The organism is Georhizobium profundi (genome assembly GCF_003952725.1).
Lineage (GTDB): Bacteria > Pseudomonadota > Alphaproteobacteria > Rhizobiales > Rhizobiaceae > Georhizobium > Georhizobium profundi.
This window is the reverse complement of the sequence record NZ_CP032509.1, coordinates 424546-439714: the sequence shown is the minus strand read 5'-3', so window position 1 is coordinate 439714 and position 15169 is coordinate 424546. Positions and strand designations below refer to the sequence as shown.

The 15169-nt window shown below is 63.7% G+C and carries 12 protein-coding genes; 2 read left to right on the top strand and 10 right to left on the bottom strand.

Annotation, left to right across the window (positions count from 1 at the left end):
• Nucleotides 1–9 precede the first annotated feature (9 nt).
• Both D5400_RS02095 and D5400_RS02090 read left to right on the top strand, forming a co-directional pair.
• A complete protein-coding gene (locus D5400_RS02095; protein ID WP_164527758.1) occupies nt 10–1128 on the top strand; it encodes a CaiB/BaiF CoA transferase family protein in 1119 nt (372 codons plus the stop codon).
• On the top strand, nt 1128–1967 hold the full coding sequence (locus D5400_RS02090; RefSeq protein WP_126007200.1) for an HTD2 family dehydratase: 840 nt from the start codon (nt 1128–1130) through the stop codon (nt 1965–1967). The genes D5400_RS02095 and D5400_RS02090 overlap by 1 nt, the downstream gene beginning before the upstream one ends.
• Nucleotides 1968–1971: 4 nt before the next feature.
• Here the strand turns inward: D5400_RS02090 and D5400_RS02085 are convergent, their stop codons facing one another.
• From D5400_RS02085 to D5400_RS02040, 10 genes are all read right to left on the bottom strand, one after another.
• Entirely contained in the window at nt 1972–4035 is a 2064-nt protein-coding gene (locus D5400_RS02085) for a glycosyltransferase family 2 protein (RefSeq protein ID WP_126007198.1), read from the bottom strand.
• Complete coding sequence (locus D5400_RS02080; protein WP_126007196.1) at nt 4017–5396, bottom strand: hypothetical protein; 1380 nt, start codon at nt 5394–5396, stop codon at nt 4017–4019. Before D5400_RS02080 ends, D5400_RS02085 begins: the two co-directional genes overlap by 19 nt.
• 11 nt (nt 5397–5407) lie before the next feature.
• Nucleotides 5408–6805, bottom strand: a complete 1398-nt coding sequence (locus D5400_RS02075; protein WP_164527757.1) for an HlyD family secretion protein — start codon at nt 6803–6805, stop codon at nt 5408–5410.
• A 370-nt stretch (nt 6806–7175) separates the two neighbouring features.
• Entirely contained in the window at nt 7176–8657 is a 1482-nt protein-coding gene (locus D5400_RS02070; RefSeq protein ID WP_126007192.1) for an MmgE/PrpD family protein, read from the bottom strand.
• A gap of 154 nt (nt 8658–8811) precedes the next feature.
• Nucleotides 8812–9981, bottom strand: a complete 1170-nt coding sequence (locus D5400_RS02065) for a mandelate racemase/muconate lactonizing enzyme family protein (protein ID WP_126007190.1) — start codon at nt 9979–9981, stop codon at nt 8812–8814.
• Nucleotides 9978–11021 carry an AbrB family transcriptional regulator gene (locus D5400_RS02060; protein ID WP_126007188.1) on the bottom strand — a complete coding sequence of 348 codons (1044 nt, stop codon included), beginning with the start codon at nt 11019–11021 and terminating at the stop codon, nt 9978–9980. The genes D5400_RS02065 and D5400_RS02060 overlap by 4 nt, the downstream gene beginning before the upstream one ends.
• Nucleotides 11018–11773, bottom strand: a complete 756-nt coding sequence (locus D5400_RS02055) for an SDR family NAD(P)-dependent oxidoreductase (RefSeq protein ID WP_126007186.1) — start codon at nt 11771–11773, stop codon at nt 11018–11020. Before D5400_RS02055 ends, D5400_RS02060 begins: the two co-directional genes overlap by 4 nt.
• Entirely contained in the window at nt 11770–13143 is a 1374-nt protein-coding gene (locus tag D5400_RS02050; protein ID WP_126007184.1) for an MmgE/PrpD family protein, read from the bottom strand. Before D5400_RS02050 ends, D5400_RS02055 begins: the two co-directional genes overlap by 4 nt.
• Before the next feature lie 4 nt (nt 13144–13147).
• Nucleotides 13148–14650, bottom strand: a complete 1503-nt coding sequence (locus D5400_RS02045; RefSeq protein ID WP_126007182.1) for a tripartite tricarboxylate transporter permease — start codon at nt 14648–14650, stop codon at nt 13148–13150.
• A gap of 22 nt (nt 14651–14672) precedes the next feature.
• The gene (locus tag D5400_RS02040) at nt 14673–15164 is read right to left on the bottom strand and encodes a tripartite tricarboxylate transporter TctB family protein (RefSeq protein ID WP_126007180.1); all 492 of its coding nucleotides are present in this window, start codon (nt 15162–15164) and stop codon (nt 14673–14675) included.
• Nucleotides 15165–15169: the final 5 nt, after the last annotated feature.

The following is a 15169-nucleotide window of genomic DNA, read 5'->3' as shown; positions in this document are numbered from 1 at the left end:
GGAGGTTCCATGCTGCCGCTCGAAGGTTTGCTGGTCGTATCCATCGAACAGGCCGTCGCTGCGCCCACCTGCACCCAGCGCCTGGCGGATGCGGGCGCGCGGGTGATCAAGGTCGAACGGGCCGAGGGCGAGACCGCGCGCCACTACGACAAGGCGGTGCATGGCACGAGCGCCTATTTCGCCTGGCTGAACCGCGGCAAGGAAAGCACGGTTCTCGATATCAAGGCCCCGGCCGATCTCGCGCTCTTGAAACGCATGATCGGGAAGGCCGACGTCTTCGTGCAGAACCTGGCGCCCGGCGCGACCGAGCGCCTCGGTCTCGGCGCGAAGGACCTCGTCGCGCGCCATCCCCGCCTGATCGCGCTCGACATCGTCGGCTATCCGCAGGACAGCGACTATGCCGCCATGCGCGCCTACGACATGCTGATCCAGGCGGAAGCCGGCATCTGCGCCGTTACCGGAACCGCGGACACGCCGGTCAAGGTCGGCGTCTCGCTGGCCGATGTGCAGACCGGCATGAACGCCCACGCGGCAATCCTCGAGGCGCTGATCGAGCGTTCCCAGACCGGCAAGGGGCAGGCCATCGAGATCGACATGTTCGCCGCCATGGCCGACATGATGAGCGTGCCGCTCTTTCACCATGTCTATGCCAGCCGGGCGACGCCTCGCACCGGCCTCAGCCACGCGGCGATCTTCCCCTATAACAGCGTCGCCTGCTCGGACGGAGAGATCGTCATCGTCGTGCAGAACCCCGGCGAGTGGAAGCGGCTCTGCACCGCCGTTCTCAAGCGGCCGGACCTCGTCGACGATCCGAGATACCGCGACAACCCGACACGCGTCGAACATCGCCGCGAGCTCGGCGCCATCCTCGATCAGGTGTTCGGCGCGATGACGCGCAGCGAAGCGATCGCGCTTCTCGAAGCAAACGCGCTGGCCTGGTCGAAGGTCTCGACCGTCGCCGATCTCGCTGCTCATCCGGCCTTGCGCCGGGTCGATGGTGTGGTACCGGGCGGCGCGTTCGAGCCGGTCGCGTCGCCCGTCCGGCGGCGGGTAAAGGGTGGCCCGGTTCCCGAGCTTGGCCGCGATACCGAGACTGTCCGGGCCGAGTTTGCCGAAGGAGCCGACTGATGAGCCAAGCCATCGACATGAATCATCTGCGTGGCTGGATCGGGCGCAAGGAAGCGCAGGTCGAAACCGTGACGCCGGCGCTGATCGAGCGCTTCGAGGCGACAATCGGCCATGGGCTGCATCCTGAGCCGGAGGCTGCGCCACTCGCCATCCACTGGTGCCTCGCACCGCAGGCCGTGGCGCCTGAGGGCCTGGGGCCGGACGGTCATCCGGCGCGCGGGGGTTTCCTGCCGCCCGTTCCCTTGCCGCGCCGCATGTGGGCAGGCGGGGCGATGACGTTCCTGCGGCCGCTGAAGCCCGGCGATGTGGTGACGCGCCGGTCGCGCATTGCCGACATCGTCCACAAGACGGGTCGCAGCGGCGAACTGGTCTTCGTCACCGTCGCCCACGACATCATCGCCGGTGGCGAGGTCGCGGTAGCGGAGCGCCAGGACATCGTCTATCGCCCGATGGACGCCGCAAAGCCTTCCCCCGTGCCGGTCGAGCCCCGCGTTGGCGTCCACAGCATTTCGGTCGATGCGACGACGACATTGCTGTTTCGCTATTCGGCGCTCACCTTCAACGGCCATCGCATCCATTACGATGTCGATTATGCCCGCAGCGAGGAGGGCTATCCCGGCCTCGTCGTCCACGGCCCGTTGCAGGCGACATTGATGCTGCATCTCGCCGCCAAGCTGGCAGAGGCACGCCCGGTCGCCACCTTCGATTACCGTGGCGTATCGCCCCTGTTCCACGGCGCGATCTTCACGGTGAATGCGGACCCGACGGAGAAGGGCTTCGATCTGTGGTGCGCGGATCATCAGGGGCGCACCACCATGCAGGCGACGGCGACTTTCTGATCGCCTACGGCGTCGATGGCGCAGCCGTCCTGATCAGGGTGGCGGCGCGCCCGAACATGCGCCGCAGCAAGCTGGCGAGTGCCCGACCGAGCGACGCCACCGGCGCGACATTGATCGGGGTTTTACTGAAGAGCCATCCGATCACGATGTGGCGGACTTCCGCCGCATCGTAGGTGACGGCGCCGCTGCGCTCGCAGGCGGCGACGATCTCCACACGAATGGTATTGGCATCGGCGGCACGTTCCAGCACCCGCCCCGCCAGGATCAGCCCATCGAAGGGCGAAAACCACATCGTGTCCCCCACCGTCGATTTTTCAGAAAGAGCGCCCCGGTCGAGCTGAAGGACAGCGTCGAAGGGCGATATGCTCGTGACACGGCCCATCTCGGTCATGCCGGGGATCGCAATCCTGGTCGTGCGGTTGAGCGGAAAGCGCACGTCCTCTGCAGCCGGGCGTGGCAGCTCGATGCAGACGAGCAGCGAGACGAACGCGTAGACCATAACGATCAGTCCCCAGGCGATCGAGAAGGCATCGAGGTCGTTGTGGGTGTTGAGGATCGGACCGCGCAGCATGCCGATGAAGGTCAAGACGATGATCGCGAAGAAGGTCAGCGCAAGCGGGTAGATCACCTGCACCTTGCTGCGGTCCTCGCCCTTGGCCGTCACCTTGAACGGCCGGCCGAAAGGCCTGGCAATCGCATGGGCGATTGCGACCGTGATCGGCAGGGCAACCACCATCTGCGACACTTCGGTAAAGAGCGGCAGCGAGCGTCGCCCCGACACCCAGGCATGAAAGATCCACATCCCGGCGACCGTCGGCAGCGCATAGAGGAAGAACGCGGCCGGCTCCATCAGGATCGCGGGCAGCCCCATGAAATAATAGAGGATGGGGGCCGCGAGCAGCATCAGGATGAACGGCCGGCAGAACCAGAAGAGCAGGCCGTGGAAATAGTGCAGTCTGGCGGTGAAGCTGTAGCCCGACCCGCGGAATGGCCCGTCTTTCAAAAGTGCCACCTGGATCGTGCCGAGGCACCAGCGGCAGCGCTGTGTTATGTAGCCCGACAGGCTTTCGGCAGACAGGCCGACCGACAGGCGCTCGTTCAGCCACCGTGTCTTCAGCCCCTTCTGCAGCAGCCGGTAGGTCAGGTGGATATCCTCCGTCACGGTCTCATGCGGCATGCCGCCGATAAGATCGAGCGCGCTGCGCCGCACGACGCAGGACGTTCCTACGCAGAAGGCAGCACCCCAGGCATCCTTCGAAGGCTGCATCACGTCGAAGAAGATGCGCTGGTCGTCGACCCATGCATCCTTGGCGAGCAGGTTATGCTGCACCGGATCGGCGTTGTAGTAGAACTGCGGTGTCTGCACGACGCCGATCGTCTCATCGGCGAACTGGCCGACGGTGCGTTTGAGAATGGGCGACTGCGGCGCGAAATCGGCATCGAGGATCAGGACGAAGGGCGCGTTGGAGATCTCGGCCGATCGTGCCAGGCCATTGTTCAGATTGCCGCCCTTGGCGCCCTTGTTGTCGGCCCGCGTAATGTGGTGCACCCCGACCTTCGCGCAGAACGCGCCGAGCCAGTCGCGATTGCCATCGTCGAGCACGTAGACGGTAAAGTTCGGATAATCGATCGCTTTTGCCGCAAGGATCGTGCGTTCGAGGATCAGGAGATCTTCGTTGTAGGTGCAGATGAAGACGTCGACGCCCGGCACCGCTTCGCCACGCCCTGCGGCCTCTTCGAGCCTGTGCTGGCTCTCGTTCGCCTCGGCCGTCCGGTCGCTGCGTTTGAAGAAGAACACGATGGAGAGGATCGTGTAGAAAACGATGATCGTTTCGAAGGCGAGATAGATGCGGGGCCAGATCGCATAGGCGCTCCACTCGAACTGTGGCAGCGTGTCTGAGATGCGAAACAGCAGGTAGTTGCCGATCATCACGATGACGATGCTGCCGAAGACGACGCGATCGAGCGTCTTGTTGCTGTCCAGCAGAAAGGCACAGGCGAGAACGAGCGCGGCCGCGATGAGGGAAAAGAGACCCGCGTCGCTGAGCGTTACGGTTTCGGGAGACATGCAGGAGGCTCCAAGGGTGTTGCGGCGCTCTCCCTGCGCCCGGTGAAGGGATTCCAGTCGAGCGCGGCCAGCGCCGCCCACGCCGTCGCGCCGACATGCGGCAAGCGGTAATATTTGAAATCGCCCGGCTCCGACGCCGGCCCGACGCTTAAGCCCGTCGTCAGCTCCTCGTCCGCCGTCGCGTAGACGAGCCCGTTGGGTGCGAAATTCTCCGCGATCGTCGCGAACAGCGGCTCGGCCTTCTCTGCGGCGCCGGTGAGCCGGTAGGTGAGCGCCGCCTGCGCGGTACCCTCCAGCCAGATCCCATCGCGATCGTCGTTGAAGTCGAAACCCGACACAGTGCCTTCGCCGATGCCGTGATTGTCTTCGGTCCAGGCCATGATCTCGTCGGTGCGATCGGCAAAGCGGTCAGTGCCGATCGGTGCCCAGAGCTGCGCGTCGAGGCCGGAGCTCGTCAGGTTCGGCGCGTCGCTGTCGGGGAGGGTGCCGATGTGAAGGCTGCCTGTGTCCGGTCGCCACATGGCTTCCAGCAGAACATCGGCGCTTTCGGCCGCCTCCGCCCATTGAGCGCCGCCATCCAGATCCTCCAGCCAGCGATTGGCGGCATAGACGTCGATATTGTGCTCGGTCGACTTCCAGGTCTGCAATTGCGGCGCGGGTTCATGGCCGAAAAAGCCACCGAAATAGCCTTTGCCCAGCGGATCGCGCGTCTGCGTGTTCACCCACGCCATGACGTCTACGGCCGCCTGGCGAAAAACCGGCTCGTTCTCTTCGGCGAAAGCCGTCAGAAACGCGAGCGCACCCCAGGCAGTGCTCCCGGTCGCCGAGCCGACCTGATAGCCGTCCTCGATCCACTGGTTCGCGCCGGCATCCCAATAGCCCGGCAGGAGGATGCTCTCTTCGGCCTGCGAGACCGGTCCGGATCGGTAGGCATTGCGCAGTCGTCCGTCGCTATAATGCCGATCGGTCGCCTGGGCGACGATCAGCGCGTCGACCACGCGGCGGGCCTTTTCAGCGCGGTCGCACGCGTAAAGAGCCATCGCCGCAAGAGCATTATCGTAGGTGAATGCCGTGTTTTCGAGCGAGGGATGCAGCCGCGATCCCGCATTGGCCGGCTCGAAGCTGCGGTAGAAGAACGGTCCCTCACCAGCCGGCATCATCGCTTCGAGTGCGGCGCAGGCGGAGCATGCCACCTGCTCCCGCATCGACGAACCGGCATCGAGTGGCTCCTGGGCGCGAGCCGAGTTGGTGAAAGGAGAAGCGATCATCGCGCAGAGCACAAGTCCGGCGCCTGCCTGCGCGGCCCGCACAGCGGGCGAGTGCAGCCAGGATCGCGGCTGAAGTGGTGCCCTCGGCGCCATCGGTCATCGCCTCAGTAGGTGACGCGTGCCACGGTAGCGGTGGTGGCGTCCTGTGGGTCGTCGGATGCCTGCGCGGTGCTCAAAACGGTGTCGAGGCCGAGATAGGGACCGACAAGTGCCGCCACGTCCGTGGAGTAGCGCACCAGCTTTTCGATCATCGGCTCGCCGAGCGAAACGACGACGTCCTCGCCGACATGACAGCCGAAGAACTTGGACTGATCGGTCTCGACGAGACCGGCGCCCTCGCCGTCTTCGGCTTCGCTGTCGAGCTCGACGAGCACATAAACCTCGTGCCCTTCCGCTTCCGGAAGCTCTTCGAAATAGCGATCCTCTCCGCCCTTGCCGAAATAGCGCACGATCTTGGAGACGCGGCCGTGGCGCTGTTGGCCGATGCTGCGGATGTTGACGAGCGACGGCGTGCCGATCTCGATATCGGCCACATCGCGGCTCGAATAGACGGCGGCGACGAAGGCTTCGTTGCAATCGAGCGAACGGGCGATCGGCTGGCCCTGTGTCAGGAAGTCGCCATAGGCAGCTTCGACACTGACCACCTGGCCGGATGCTTCGACCTTCACTTCGGCGGCGCCAATGCCGCCAAGACGGTTCTGCTCGCCATCCAGCAACTGCGTCAGTTCAGCCAGCCGGCGCTGCATCTGGCTGATTTCGGTTTCCGCTTCTTCCACGTCCACGGCAAGCGTCTTGCGTTGCAGTTCCAGCGACAAGATGTTGGTCGCGCTCTGCCCGCCGGTGAAGATACCCTGTTCGAAGAGCGATCGCAGCAGCTCCTGCCGCTTCAGTTCCCCCTGGGCGCCTTGCAACTCGAATTCGGCAGCCGCCTTTTGCTGAAGCAGTGGAGCCATACTTTCGGGCTTGATGACGCCGCGGTCGAGCAGGGTCTGCTGGCGGTCGACGAGGGCTTGTTGCTCGTTCACCTTCGCCTGGAAATACTGCACGTTCGAGTTGGCGCTTTCGACGATGGAGGCAAGTTCTTCGAGCGCTCCGCGTTTGACGTCGGCGATCTGCACGTCGATCAGTGTCAGGCGGTCGCGGCGCTGATCGAGCGCCGCCAGTTCGTTGTTCAGCCGTTCCTCGATGTCGAGCTTTTCCAACCGCAGGCCGACCACGGAGGTCTGGTCCTGGTTCGGGTTCGACATGACGGCGGCGACGAAGCCAGGCTGGACTGCAGCCCCGACTTCAAGCCGTATATCGTCGATGCGCCCGTATATCGGCGAAGTGATGAGGTTGACGGGAGCGTTCACCACCGCCTTTTCGGAGACGATGAAGAACTGGTTGGGGATCATGGCGAACGCCATGGTTGAAACCAGCGCTCCAGCGAAGATGAAGCCGAAAGCACGCGCGACACCTAAAACGCGGTGGTCGGACATCGCTCCGATTTGAGGACTCGTCATATCTTTCAATCTCCGTCTCGAATCATCCGAGGCCAATTGAAAGGCGTTTCCAAGCGGGACCTCTTGGCGGGTCTGAGCAGCAGCGCTCCGCTTCTCGCGAGCTATTAATCGTTTTTTAACTTGCGGTAAAGCGGACCAAGGTCTGACTATACAAAGAATCCATGCAATCGCCGATTGCTGCCATGTATCGATCATGTACTGCCAGCTTTATATCGGGTGCAATAAGTGCGTTCTGTTGCAATAAAAGGCACTTTCTGATGATTTATTGTGCGGCAGGCGGCGTCTGCCGCAGACCGCTAGAACATAACGCCAGTGGCCCGGCCGATGAAATATCAGCCGGGTCAATCGTTACACTTCAACTTTTGCTGGTCTAGCGCGTGGCGTTCCAGTCGAGCAGGTCGAAGATCGCTCCGACATCCGTGCTGTTCTCCAGCGACCAGACGGTGTCGAACACCCGCTGCATCCGTGCCTCGTCGATGAGGCCTTCGGCGCAGTCGCGGAACTTGCCTTCGAGCTCCGTATCGGAGAGCGGGTTGTGTGGGCTGCCCCGATAGTTCTCGTCCGCCCAACGCTCGATGACCCGGCCATCGGTCGTCGTGACTTCGATCTTCGAGCGGATGCGATCCCAGCCCATATCCTCGATGGATTGATCGAACTCGGTCTCGATGCGGGCCTGCATGTCCTGTGAGGCTGCCGATGACACGAACTCGTCGGTGAATTCCGCCTTGCCGGCACGACCGGCAAGAATGATCGCCGTCAAAAGGAACGCGAAGGAGAACTTTCCCTCGAGTTCGGTGCGCGCAATGCGAAAGCGGATCGGGCCGAGAACGTTGCTGCCTGCCTTGAGTTTCACGGACTGGACGTCTTTCGCCTCAAGCCCGTTCTCGCGCATCAGGAACAGAAGTGCATCCATGCTCGGATGCGTCAGCACGCCCGATGGATACGGCTTGATCGAGACGCCCGGGCTTTCCATCGTGTGGGGCTTGCCGAACTTGTGGTTGACCAGCGCCGGCTCGCCGCCCGGTCCGGCAATGGCGAGATAGCCCCAGCGACCGTCGAGCGCTTCCGGATTGGCCGAAAAGCCGTGCCGCACGAGAAGAGCCGCTGTGATGCCGTTTTCCGCGGCGCGGCCGACATGCATCGGCTTTGTCATCGTGCCGAAGCCCGCGCGAATGCCGGAAGCCATGGAAGCAGCGACGCCGAGGGTCTTTGCCACGTCTTCCTCGTTCATGCCGAGCATCTTGGCCGCCGCTGCGGCGGCCGCGAAGGTGCCGATTGTGCCGGACGTATGGAAGCCGCGCATGTAGTGGTCTGGGTTGATCGCCTCGGCGATCTTGCAGCCCACCTCGAAGCCAGCCGTGAAGGACGTCAGGAACGTCTTGCCGTCGACCGGTGTGCCCGTTTCGCCGGCGACGAGGTCCGCCATGGTCAGCGCCGCAACCAGCGGCGGCATGGTCGGATGCATCAGGAGGCCGTAGGGCCGGCCTGGACCTTCGGCGAGTTGCGTGTCGTCCCAGTCCATCGCGTGGCCGGCAGTTGCGCTCCAGAGTGCGGCAAGGTGCGCTGGCACCTTGCGCGACGCATACCCGATCAACCGCGCCTGCGGCGTGCCGCCAAGGCTGTCGATATAGGCGCCAAGCGGCGCCATGCCCGGCTGTTCGGATCCGGCGAGCGCAACGGCCAGGCCGTCGAGGACGCAGCGCCGCGCGATGCGGAGCGTCTCGTCGTTGAGATCCTCGAAGCGGTGCTTGGCGACGAATGATGCGGCGGCCTTGGTCAGGCCGGCAAGATGCGCATGCGGATCGGCGCTCTGGACAGCCTGCGTGTCAGGCTTGCGCGCGGGGGTGCTCATGGGGTTTCCTCCCTTATTCTGACGTCTTGTGATGTGCGGTCAAGTCGCCCGCTTAGAGCGTTTCCAGGTGAAGTGGTTACCGGTTCACCGTTGGAAAACGCGACAAATCAAAGACCTAGAGTCATTGAGCGATTCGAAGAAAAGCGAAATTGCTCTAGGTGTTGGTGGCGTCTCGCATCGCCTTAATCAGCGCCGAGTTCTGCTCGAAGCCGATCCCGGGTGCGTCCGGCAGGCCGACGCGGCCGTTCTCGACCTTGATGCCGTCGGCAAAGCCGCAGAACGGCTTGAACACTTCCGGATAGCTTTCATTGCCACCAAGCTTCAGGCCGGCTGCGATGTTCAGCGACAGCTGGTGCCCACCATGCGGAACGCAGTTCCGGCTGGAGAAGCCTTCCTTGCCGATGGCCTCCAGCGTTCGCATGTATTCGACGAGGCCATAGGACAGTGCGCAGTCGAACTGCAGCCAGTCGCGATCCGGGCGCATGCCGCCATAGCGTGCGAGGTTGCGGGCATCCTGGTGCGAGAAGAGGTTCTCGCCGGTCGCCATCGGGCCCGGGTAGACCTTCGAGAGCTCGTTCTGGATGTGATAGTCGAGCGGATCGCCCGCCTCTTCGTACCAGAAGAGGTTGTAGGGCTTCATCGCCTCCGCATAGGCAAGCGCGGTTTCCAGGTCGAAGCGGCCATTGGCGTCGACGGCGAGATATTTGCCTTCGCCGACCACTTCCAGAACGGCCTCGATGCGGCGGATGTCTTCGTCGAGCGGTGCGCCGCCGATCTTCATCTTCACCACCTCGTAGCCCATGGCCCGGTAGCGGCGCATTTCATCCTGCAACTGGCTGTCGTCCTTGCCGGGATAGTAGTAGCCGCCCGCGGCATAGACGAAGACCGAATCGTCGTGCGTGCCATCGCCATAGGTATCGGCGAGGTGCTTGTAGAGCGGCACGCCGTTGATCTTGGCGACCGCGTCCCACACCGCCATGTCGACGACGCCAACGGCGACCGAGCGCTCGCCGTGCCCGCCGGGCTTCTCGTTGACCATCATCGTCGCCCAGATCTTGTGCGGGTCGAGATTGGTGCCGTCGTCGCGGATCAGGCTTTCGGGAGCGGCTTCGCGCAGGCGCGGCAGGAAGCGTTCGTTCAACAGCCCGCTTGCCGCGTAACGCCCGTTGGAATTGAAGCCGTAGCCGACGACCGGCTTGCCGTCCTTCACCTGGTCGGTCACCACCGCCACGACGCTCGCCGTCATCTTGGAGAAGTCGATGAACGCATTGCGGATGGGCGAGGAGATCGAGACGACCGCTTCGCGGATGTCGACGATTTTCATGTGTTGGGGCCTTTCGTGTTGGCGGCAAATCGAATGAGGAGGGGTGGCGCGATCACATTGGTGAGGAAGGATCGCGTGAATTGGAAACCGGCGACTATGGCCGAGGCAGCGCCGAGTGCCTTGGCCGAAGCGATCATCTCGCCGAGACCGCCGGGCGCGACGCCGAGGGCAAGAGATATAGGGCTCTCATCGACGAAGAGCTGCAGGATCGGCACGAAACCAAAGATCATGATCGCGATCAGCCCGCCGCTGCAGATGACCGCGGCAAGCGCTGCGCGCGGCACCCGGGCGAAATCTTCCTTCTTCAGCCGCGCGCCGAGCGAGAAGCCGATGAGGATCTGCGCAACGACCAGCACACCCCAGGGCATCTGGGCGATCGAGACTTCGAAGGAGACGAGCACGATGCCGACGGCCATGGGCATGATCACCCATGGATTGAGAACGCCGAGCTTTGACGTGACGATCGACAGGACAAGCCCGCCGACGAGGCAGGCGAAAAGCGCGATAATGCTCGCCGATGGATCGATCGTTGCCTGCACGGCGCTGCGGTCGATCCCGAAGAGAAACGGCACCAGCACGACGATCATCACCACGCGCAACGTGTGGACGACCATGACCACGTCGGCCTGCGCGCCGGTTTCGCGGGCGAGCGACGCCATCTCGGACATGCCGGCCGGCAGCGTTGACAGAAGCGCGCTCTTGCGATCGACATTGGCGATCTTCGCCAGCGGAAAGGCCAGCAGCACGCCGAGCGCATTGGCGACGATGGCGGCCGCCACCATTGCCGGGAAATAGGAGAGAAGCTCGCCGAGGATGTTCGGTGTAAGGACGGCGGCCGTTGCAGCCCCGATCAGGAGCTGTCCGAGCCGCCGCACATATTTCGTTTTGCCGCCAAGCCCGATGGTGTTCGCGTAGATCGCGCTTCCCGCCATCGCACCGAGGATCCAGGCCAGCGGGATCCCCGTGAGCGACGCGAGCCACCCGCAGATGGCCGAGGCGAGGATGCCCCCCGCGAGCTGCAGGTTGGCGGAAAGGGTCATGAAAGGTAGGTGCCACCATTCACATGCAGCGTTTCGCCGGTGATGTAGCGTCCGGCTGGTCCGGCAAGATAGGCGACGGCTTCGGCCACGTCTTCCGGTGTGCCCCGGCGCCCGACCAGCGTCTTGCGCGTATCGTGATGTTTCGGCGCCGCGCCATCGTTAGAAACGCGCTTCGTATCGATCAGGCCCGGCGCCACGCAGTTGGCGGTGATGCCCTTCGGTGACAGTTCGTGCGCCATGGCCTTGGTGAGCCCGACGACGCCCGCTTTCGCGGTGATGACATGGGCGCGGTGCGCAGCACCGGTGTGTCCGGTCAAGCCGCCGAGATTGATGATCGCCGCCTGGTCGCTCGCTTCGAGATGCGGCAGTGCTGCCTGGCTGACGAGGAACACCGCATCGAGCGCAACGCCCATCACCTGCCGCCAATCGGCAAAGGTGATGTCGCCGAAGGCCGCTTCGGGCCGGATTGCTGCATTGTTGACCACGATGTCCAAGCGGCCGAAGGCAGCGGCTGCATCGGCGACGACGCTGCGTGCCGTTTCAGGGTCGGACAGATCGCCGGAAAGCAGCTCAGCCTTGCGCCCGAGCGCTTCCACGGCGGCGACGGTTTCGGCGCCGGCATTGGTGTCGCGCGCAACATGCACGACGATGTCGGCACCACGCGAGGCGAGCGCGACCGCGATCGCGCGACCGATGTTGCGCGAGGCGCCGGTGACGAGCGCGACGCGCCCCTTCAGGTCTTCAGTGGTCATTTCGCAAGCTCCACAATCAGTTCGTATCCACCCTTCATCGCGCCGATTTCATTGCAGGCGCTGAGCAGGGCTTCGGCATCCTCGTGGCCGCCAAAGGCGACGTTGGCACGGAACTTCCCATCGATCTCTTCGCGCGTCAGGGGCTCTTCCGAACCGCCGCGCATATGGCCCTGATCGGCCTCCTCGATGCTGCCGTCCTCGTATTCGATCCGCACATGCCCGGTGTAGGCGGCCGGGTAGGGATTGTTCGGGTCGATCTCGAAATCGACGAGAGCGCAAAGCCGCAGAAGTTCGGCATCCTGGATGGCATCATCCGTAAAATCGCCGAGATCGGCATGGCCGCGGGCAAGACCGAGCGCGACGCCGAAGGGTGTCGAAAACTTCGCCGCATAGGCCGTCGGCGGGCGACGCTTCAGTTCGATCGGCTCCCAGAGGCGGTGCACGATGCCTTCGGCCGTCTTGCAGACGATCCGCTTGATGCCGTCGAGCTTCACGTTCTTTGCGCGCAGCTTCATGGCGGCGTCGATATAGGGCTGCACCATCGTGCCGCACGGGTAGGGCTTGAAGGTGATCGTATCCATCACGAAGGTCTCGCCGAGCCCCTCGAACAGCTTGTCGGTCTTCGGCTCGATCGACGGTGCGAACGTCTTGAACGCACCATGGGTGCCTTCGAAGACCATGCGCGGGCCGAAGAAGCCGGCCTCGGCCATCGCGAAGGACCGCAGCGCCGATTGCGCCGACCAGCCCGGATGCATGCGTTTGGTCCAGCTGCCGTCGCCGAGATATTCGATGATGCCGGACGCGGTGGAGCCGGCGATGCCGAGAGCGTTGACGATCGTCTTCTCGTCGGCGCCACGTGCAACCGCGATTCCGAAGGTGGCAGCGAAGGTGCCGAGAACCGCGGTCGGATGGAAGCCTGCCTTGTGCACTGCCTTCGGCAGCGTCAGCGCCAGCCGGCAGAGCAGTTCCGTGCCGGCTGCGATGCCCAGCATCACCCGGTCGTTTCCGAGCTTGTATTTCTGCGCGGCGGCGAGCAGTGCGGGAACGATGACGACGCCCGAATGCACCGGTCCGCCCTCGAACGTGTCGTCGAAATCCTCGCCATGCGCGGCCGTGCCATTGATCAGCGCCGCACTCGATGCCGACACCCGCTCGCCATGACCGATCACGATGTGGTCGCCCGGCTCCGACGCCGCCTTGGTCGCGGCGACATAGTCCGTGTGCCGCGCGGCGACGCAGAGCCCGACGATGTCGACGAGAATGTCCCGGCTCTTGGTGCGCGTTGCGTCCGACAGGCTTTCGGGGCTCATCGAGACGCCCCAGGCGGCGAGCCGCTCGGAGACGGATTGGGTCGGTGTGTCGTGCTTCATGGTATCAGCTTTCGGAAACGGTCTTGGGCTTGCGGAAGAAGGCGTCGTAGGCGTGCTTGCCGATCGAGCCGGCAATGAACAGGAAGGCGAGCAGCAGAAGGCTGAGCGAAATCCGGTCATCGACGAAGATCATGAAATCGTCCCCTGACAGCACCAGCGAGCGGCGGAAGTTGCTTTCCACCAGATAGCCGAGCACGAGGCCGAGCACGGTCGGCAGGAACGGGAAGCGCAGCATGCGCATGAAGAACCCGAGCACGCCGGCTGCCAGCATGATGCCGAGATCGAAGGTCTCGTTGTGGATCGAGTAGATGCCCGACAGGATCAGCGCCAGGATGAAGGCGTTGAGATAAGGCCGCGGCCGGTTCACGAGCCAGATGCAGACCGGCAGCATGAGGAAGCCCATGATGACCATGCCGATAATAGCTGCGAAAAGGCCGGCATAGAGCCCGTAGACCACTTCGCCGGAGCGCTCGAACAGCATGGGGCCGGGCACGATGCCATGGATCAGGAAGCCGCCGAGCAGGATGGCGGTGGAGTTCGACCCTGGAATGCCGAAGGAGAGCAGCGGGACGAGCGCGGTTTCGGCAACGGTGTTGTTTGCGGTTTCCGGTGCGGCGATGCCCTCCGGTGAACCCTTGCCGAATTCTTCCGGATGTTTAGACCAGCGACGCGCCTCGTTGTACGCCATGAAGGAGGCGATCGTACCGCCGGCGCCGGGCATGACGCCTTCGAAGGTGCCGATGCCGTTGCCGATCATCTGCGCCGGGAACAGGCGCTTCGTCAGCTTCCAGTCCGGAAACTGAATGCGCGGCCGCGACGTCACGCGCTCATCGGCGCCGCGCTTGGATGCCTGGATGAGAAGTTCGCTCATGGCGAAGAGTCCCACCATGATCATCACCGGCTCGATGCCGCCGAGCAGTTCAGAGGAGCCGAAGGTAAAGCGGGTGCCACCGGTGACGGGATCGCTGCCGATGGTTGCGATCATCAGGCCGAGAATGGCGGCAATGAAACCTTTGATCAGGTTTTCGCCGGACAGTGTCGCAATGACGGACAAGCCGAGAATGCCGAGCGCAAAGTAGGCCATCGGCGTGAAATTGAGCGCCACCAGCGCCAATGGCCCGGAAAGTGCCATGAGCATGGCGAGGCCGAACATGCTGCCGTAGAAGCCTGAGATCAGCGAAATGCCGAGGGCCAGCCCCGCCTTGCCCTGCTTGTTCATCTCGTAACCGTCGATGACGGTCGCCGCGGCCGCATTGGTGCCGGGCGTGCGAATGAGGATGGCAGGCACCGAGCCGCCATATTCCGCGCCGATATAGGTGGAGGCGAGCAGCACGATCGCGCCGGTCGGGTCCATCGTATAGGTGAAGGGCAGGAGCAGCGCCATCGTGATAGACGGCGAGATCCCCGGCAGCGCGCCGCCCATGATGCCCCAGGTGACGCCTGCCAGCGCTGCGAGAAGAATGTGCCAATCCAGAAGATAGGCAGCCGTGAGTGCGATCGTTTCCATGGTCAGTCGTCCTTAATCGCTCTCAAAGCCCAAGCGGCGCGAGCACGCCGGCCGGCATGCGCACGCCCAGCAGGGTGACGAACATCGCGTAGAGGAAGACGGCTCCGAAGAGGCCGATGCCGATTAGGCGGCCCGAGAAGCCGGCGCCGAGATAAAGCGCGGTCGTGATGATCAGAAGTCCGATGGACATCAGATAGCCGACGCTTTCGACGATGAAGATATAGCCCATCGCGATCACGAGCAGTCCGAACGCGTAGGCGATCTTGCGCCCCTGTCCTTCCCACTCGCCTTTGACGGGCTCGGCTCCAGCCGGTGCGGCAAGCCTTCGCGCGAAAACGCCTTGTATGATCAGGACCGCTCCCAGGCCGACGAGCAGCCATCCGTAGATGCGCGGCAGGCCACCGGGACCCATGCTGTCGTCCAGCGCGCTGACGCGCAGCTGATAGGCGAAGTACAGGTAAACGGCACCGATCACGATGGTCGCGACACCACCGACGAAATCTCGGGTCAACATGACGG

What these genes read in the sequence shown, in the direction of transcription:
- D5400_RS02065 (WP_126007190.1), bottom strand. Translation starts at nt 9,981, where the DNA reads ATGAAAATCGTCGACATCCGCGAAGCGGTCGTCTCGATCTCCTCGCCC.
- D5400_RS02070 (WP_126007192.1), bottom strand. Translation starts at nt 8,657, where the DNA reads ATGAGCACCCCCGCGCGCAAGCCTGACACGCAGGCTGTCCAGAGCGCC.
- D5400_RS02060 (WP_126007188.1), bottom strand. Translation starts at nt 11,021, where the DNA reads ATGACCCTTTCCGCCAACCTGCAGCTCGCGGGGGGCATCCTCGCCTCG.
- D5400_RS02045 (WP_126007182.1), bottom strand. Translation starts at nt 14,650, where the DNA reads ATGGAAACGATCGCACTCACGGCTGCCTATCTTCTGGATTGGCACATT.
- D5400_RS02050 (WP_126007184.1), bottom strand. Translation starts at nt 13,143, where the DNA reads ATGAAGCACGACACACCGACCCAATCCGTCTCCGAGCGGCTCGCCGCC.
- D5400_RS02085 (WP_126007198.1), bottom strand. Translation starts at nt 4,035, where the DNA reads ATGTCTCCCGAAACCGTAACGCTCAGCGACGCGGGTCTCTTTTCCCTC.
- D5400_RS02075 (WP_164527757.1), bottom strand. Translation starts at nt 6,805, where the DNA reads ATGACGAGTCCTCAAATCGGAGCGATGTCCGACCACCGCGTTTTAGGT.
- D5400_RS02080 (WP_126007196.1), bottom strand. Translation starts at nt 5,396, where the DNA reads ATGGCGCCGAGGGCACCACTTCAGCCGCGATCCTGGCTGCACTCGCCC.
- D5400_RS02055 (WP_126007186.1), bottom strand. Translation starts at nt 11,773, where the DNA reads ATGACCACTGAAGACCTGAAGGGGCGCGTCGCGCTCGTCACCGGCGCC.
- D5400_RS02095 (WP_164527758.1), top strand. Translation starts at nt 10, where the DNA reads ATGCTGCCGCTCGAAGGTTTGCTGGTCGTATCCATCGAACAGGCCGTC.
- D5400_RS02040 (WP_126007180.1), bottom strand. Translation starts at nt 15,164, where the DNA reads ATGTTGACCCGAGATTTCGTCGGTGGTGTCGCGACCATCGTGATCGGT.
- D5400_RS02090 (WP_126007200.1), top strand. Translation starts at nt 1,128, where the DNA reads ATGAGCCAAGCCATCGACATGAATCATCTGCGTGGCTGGATCGGGCGC.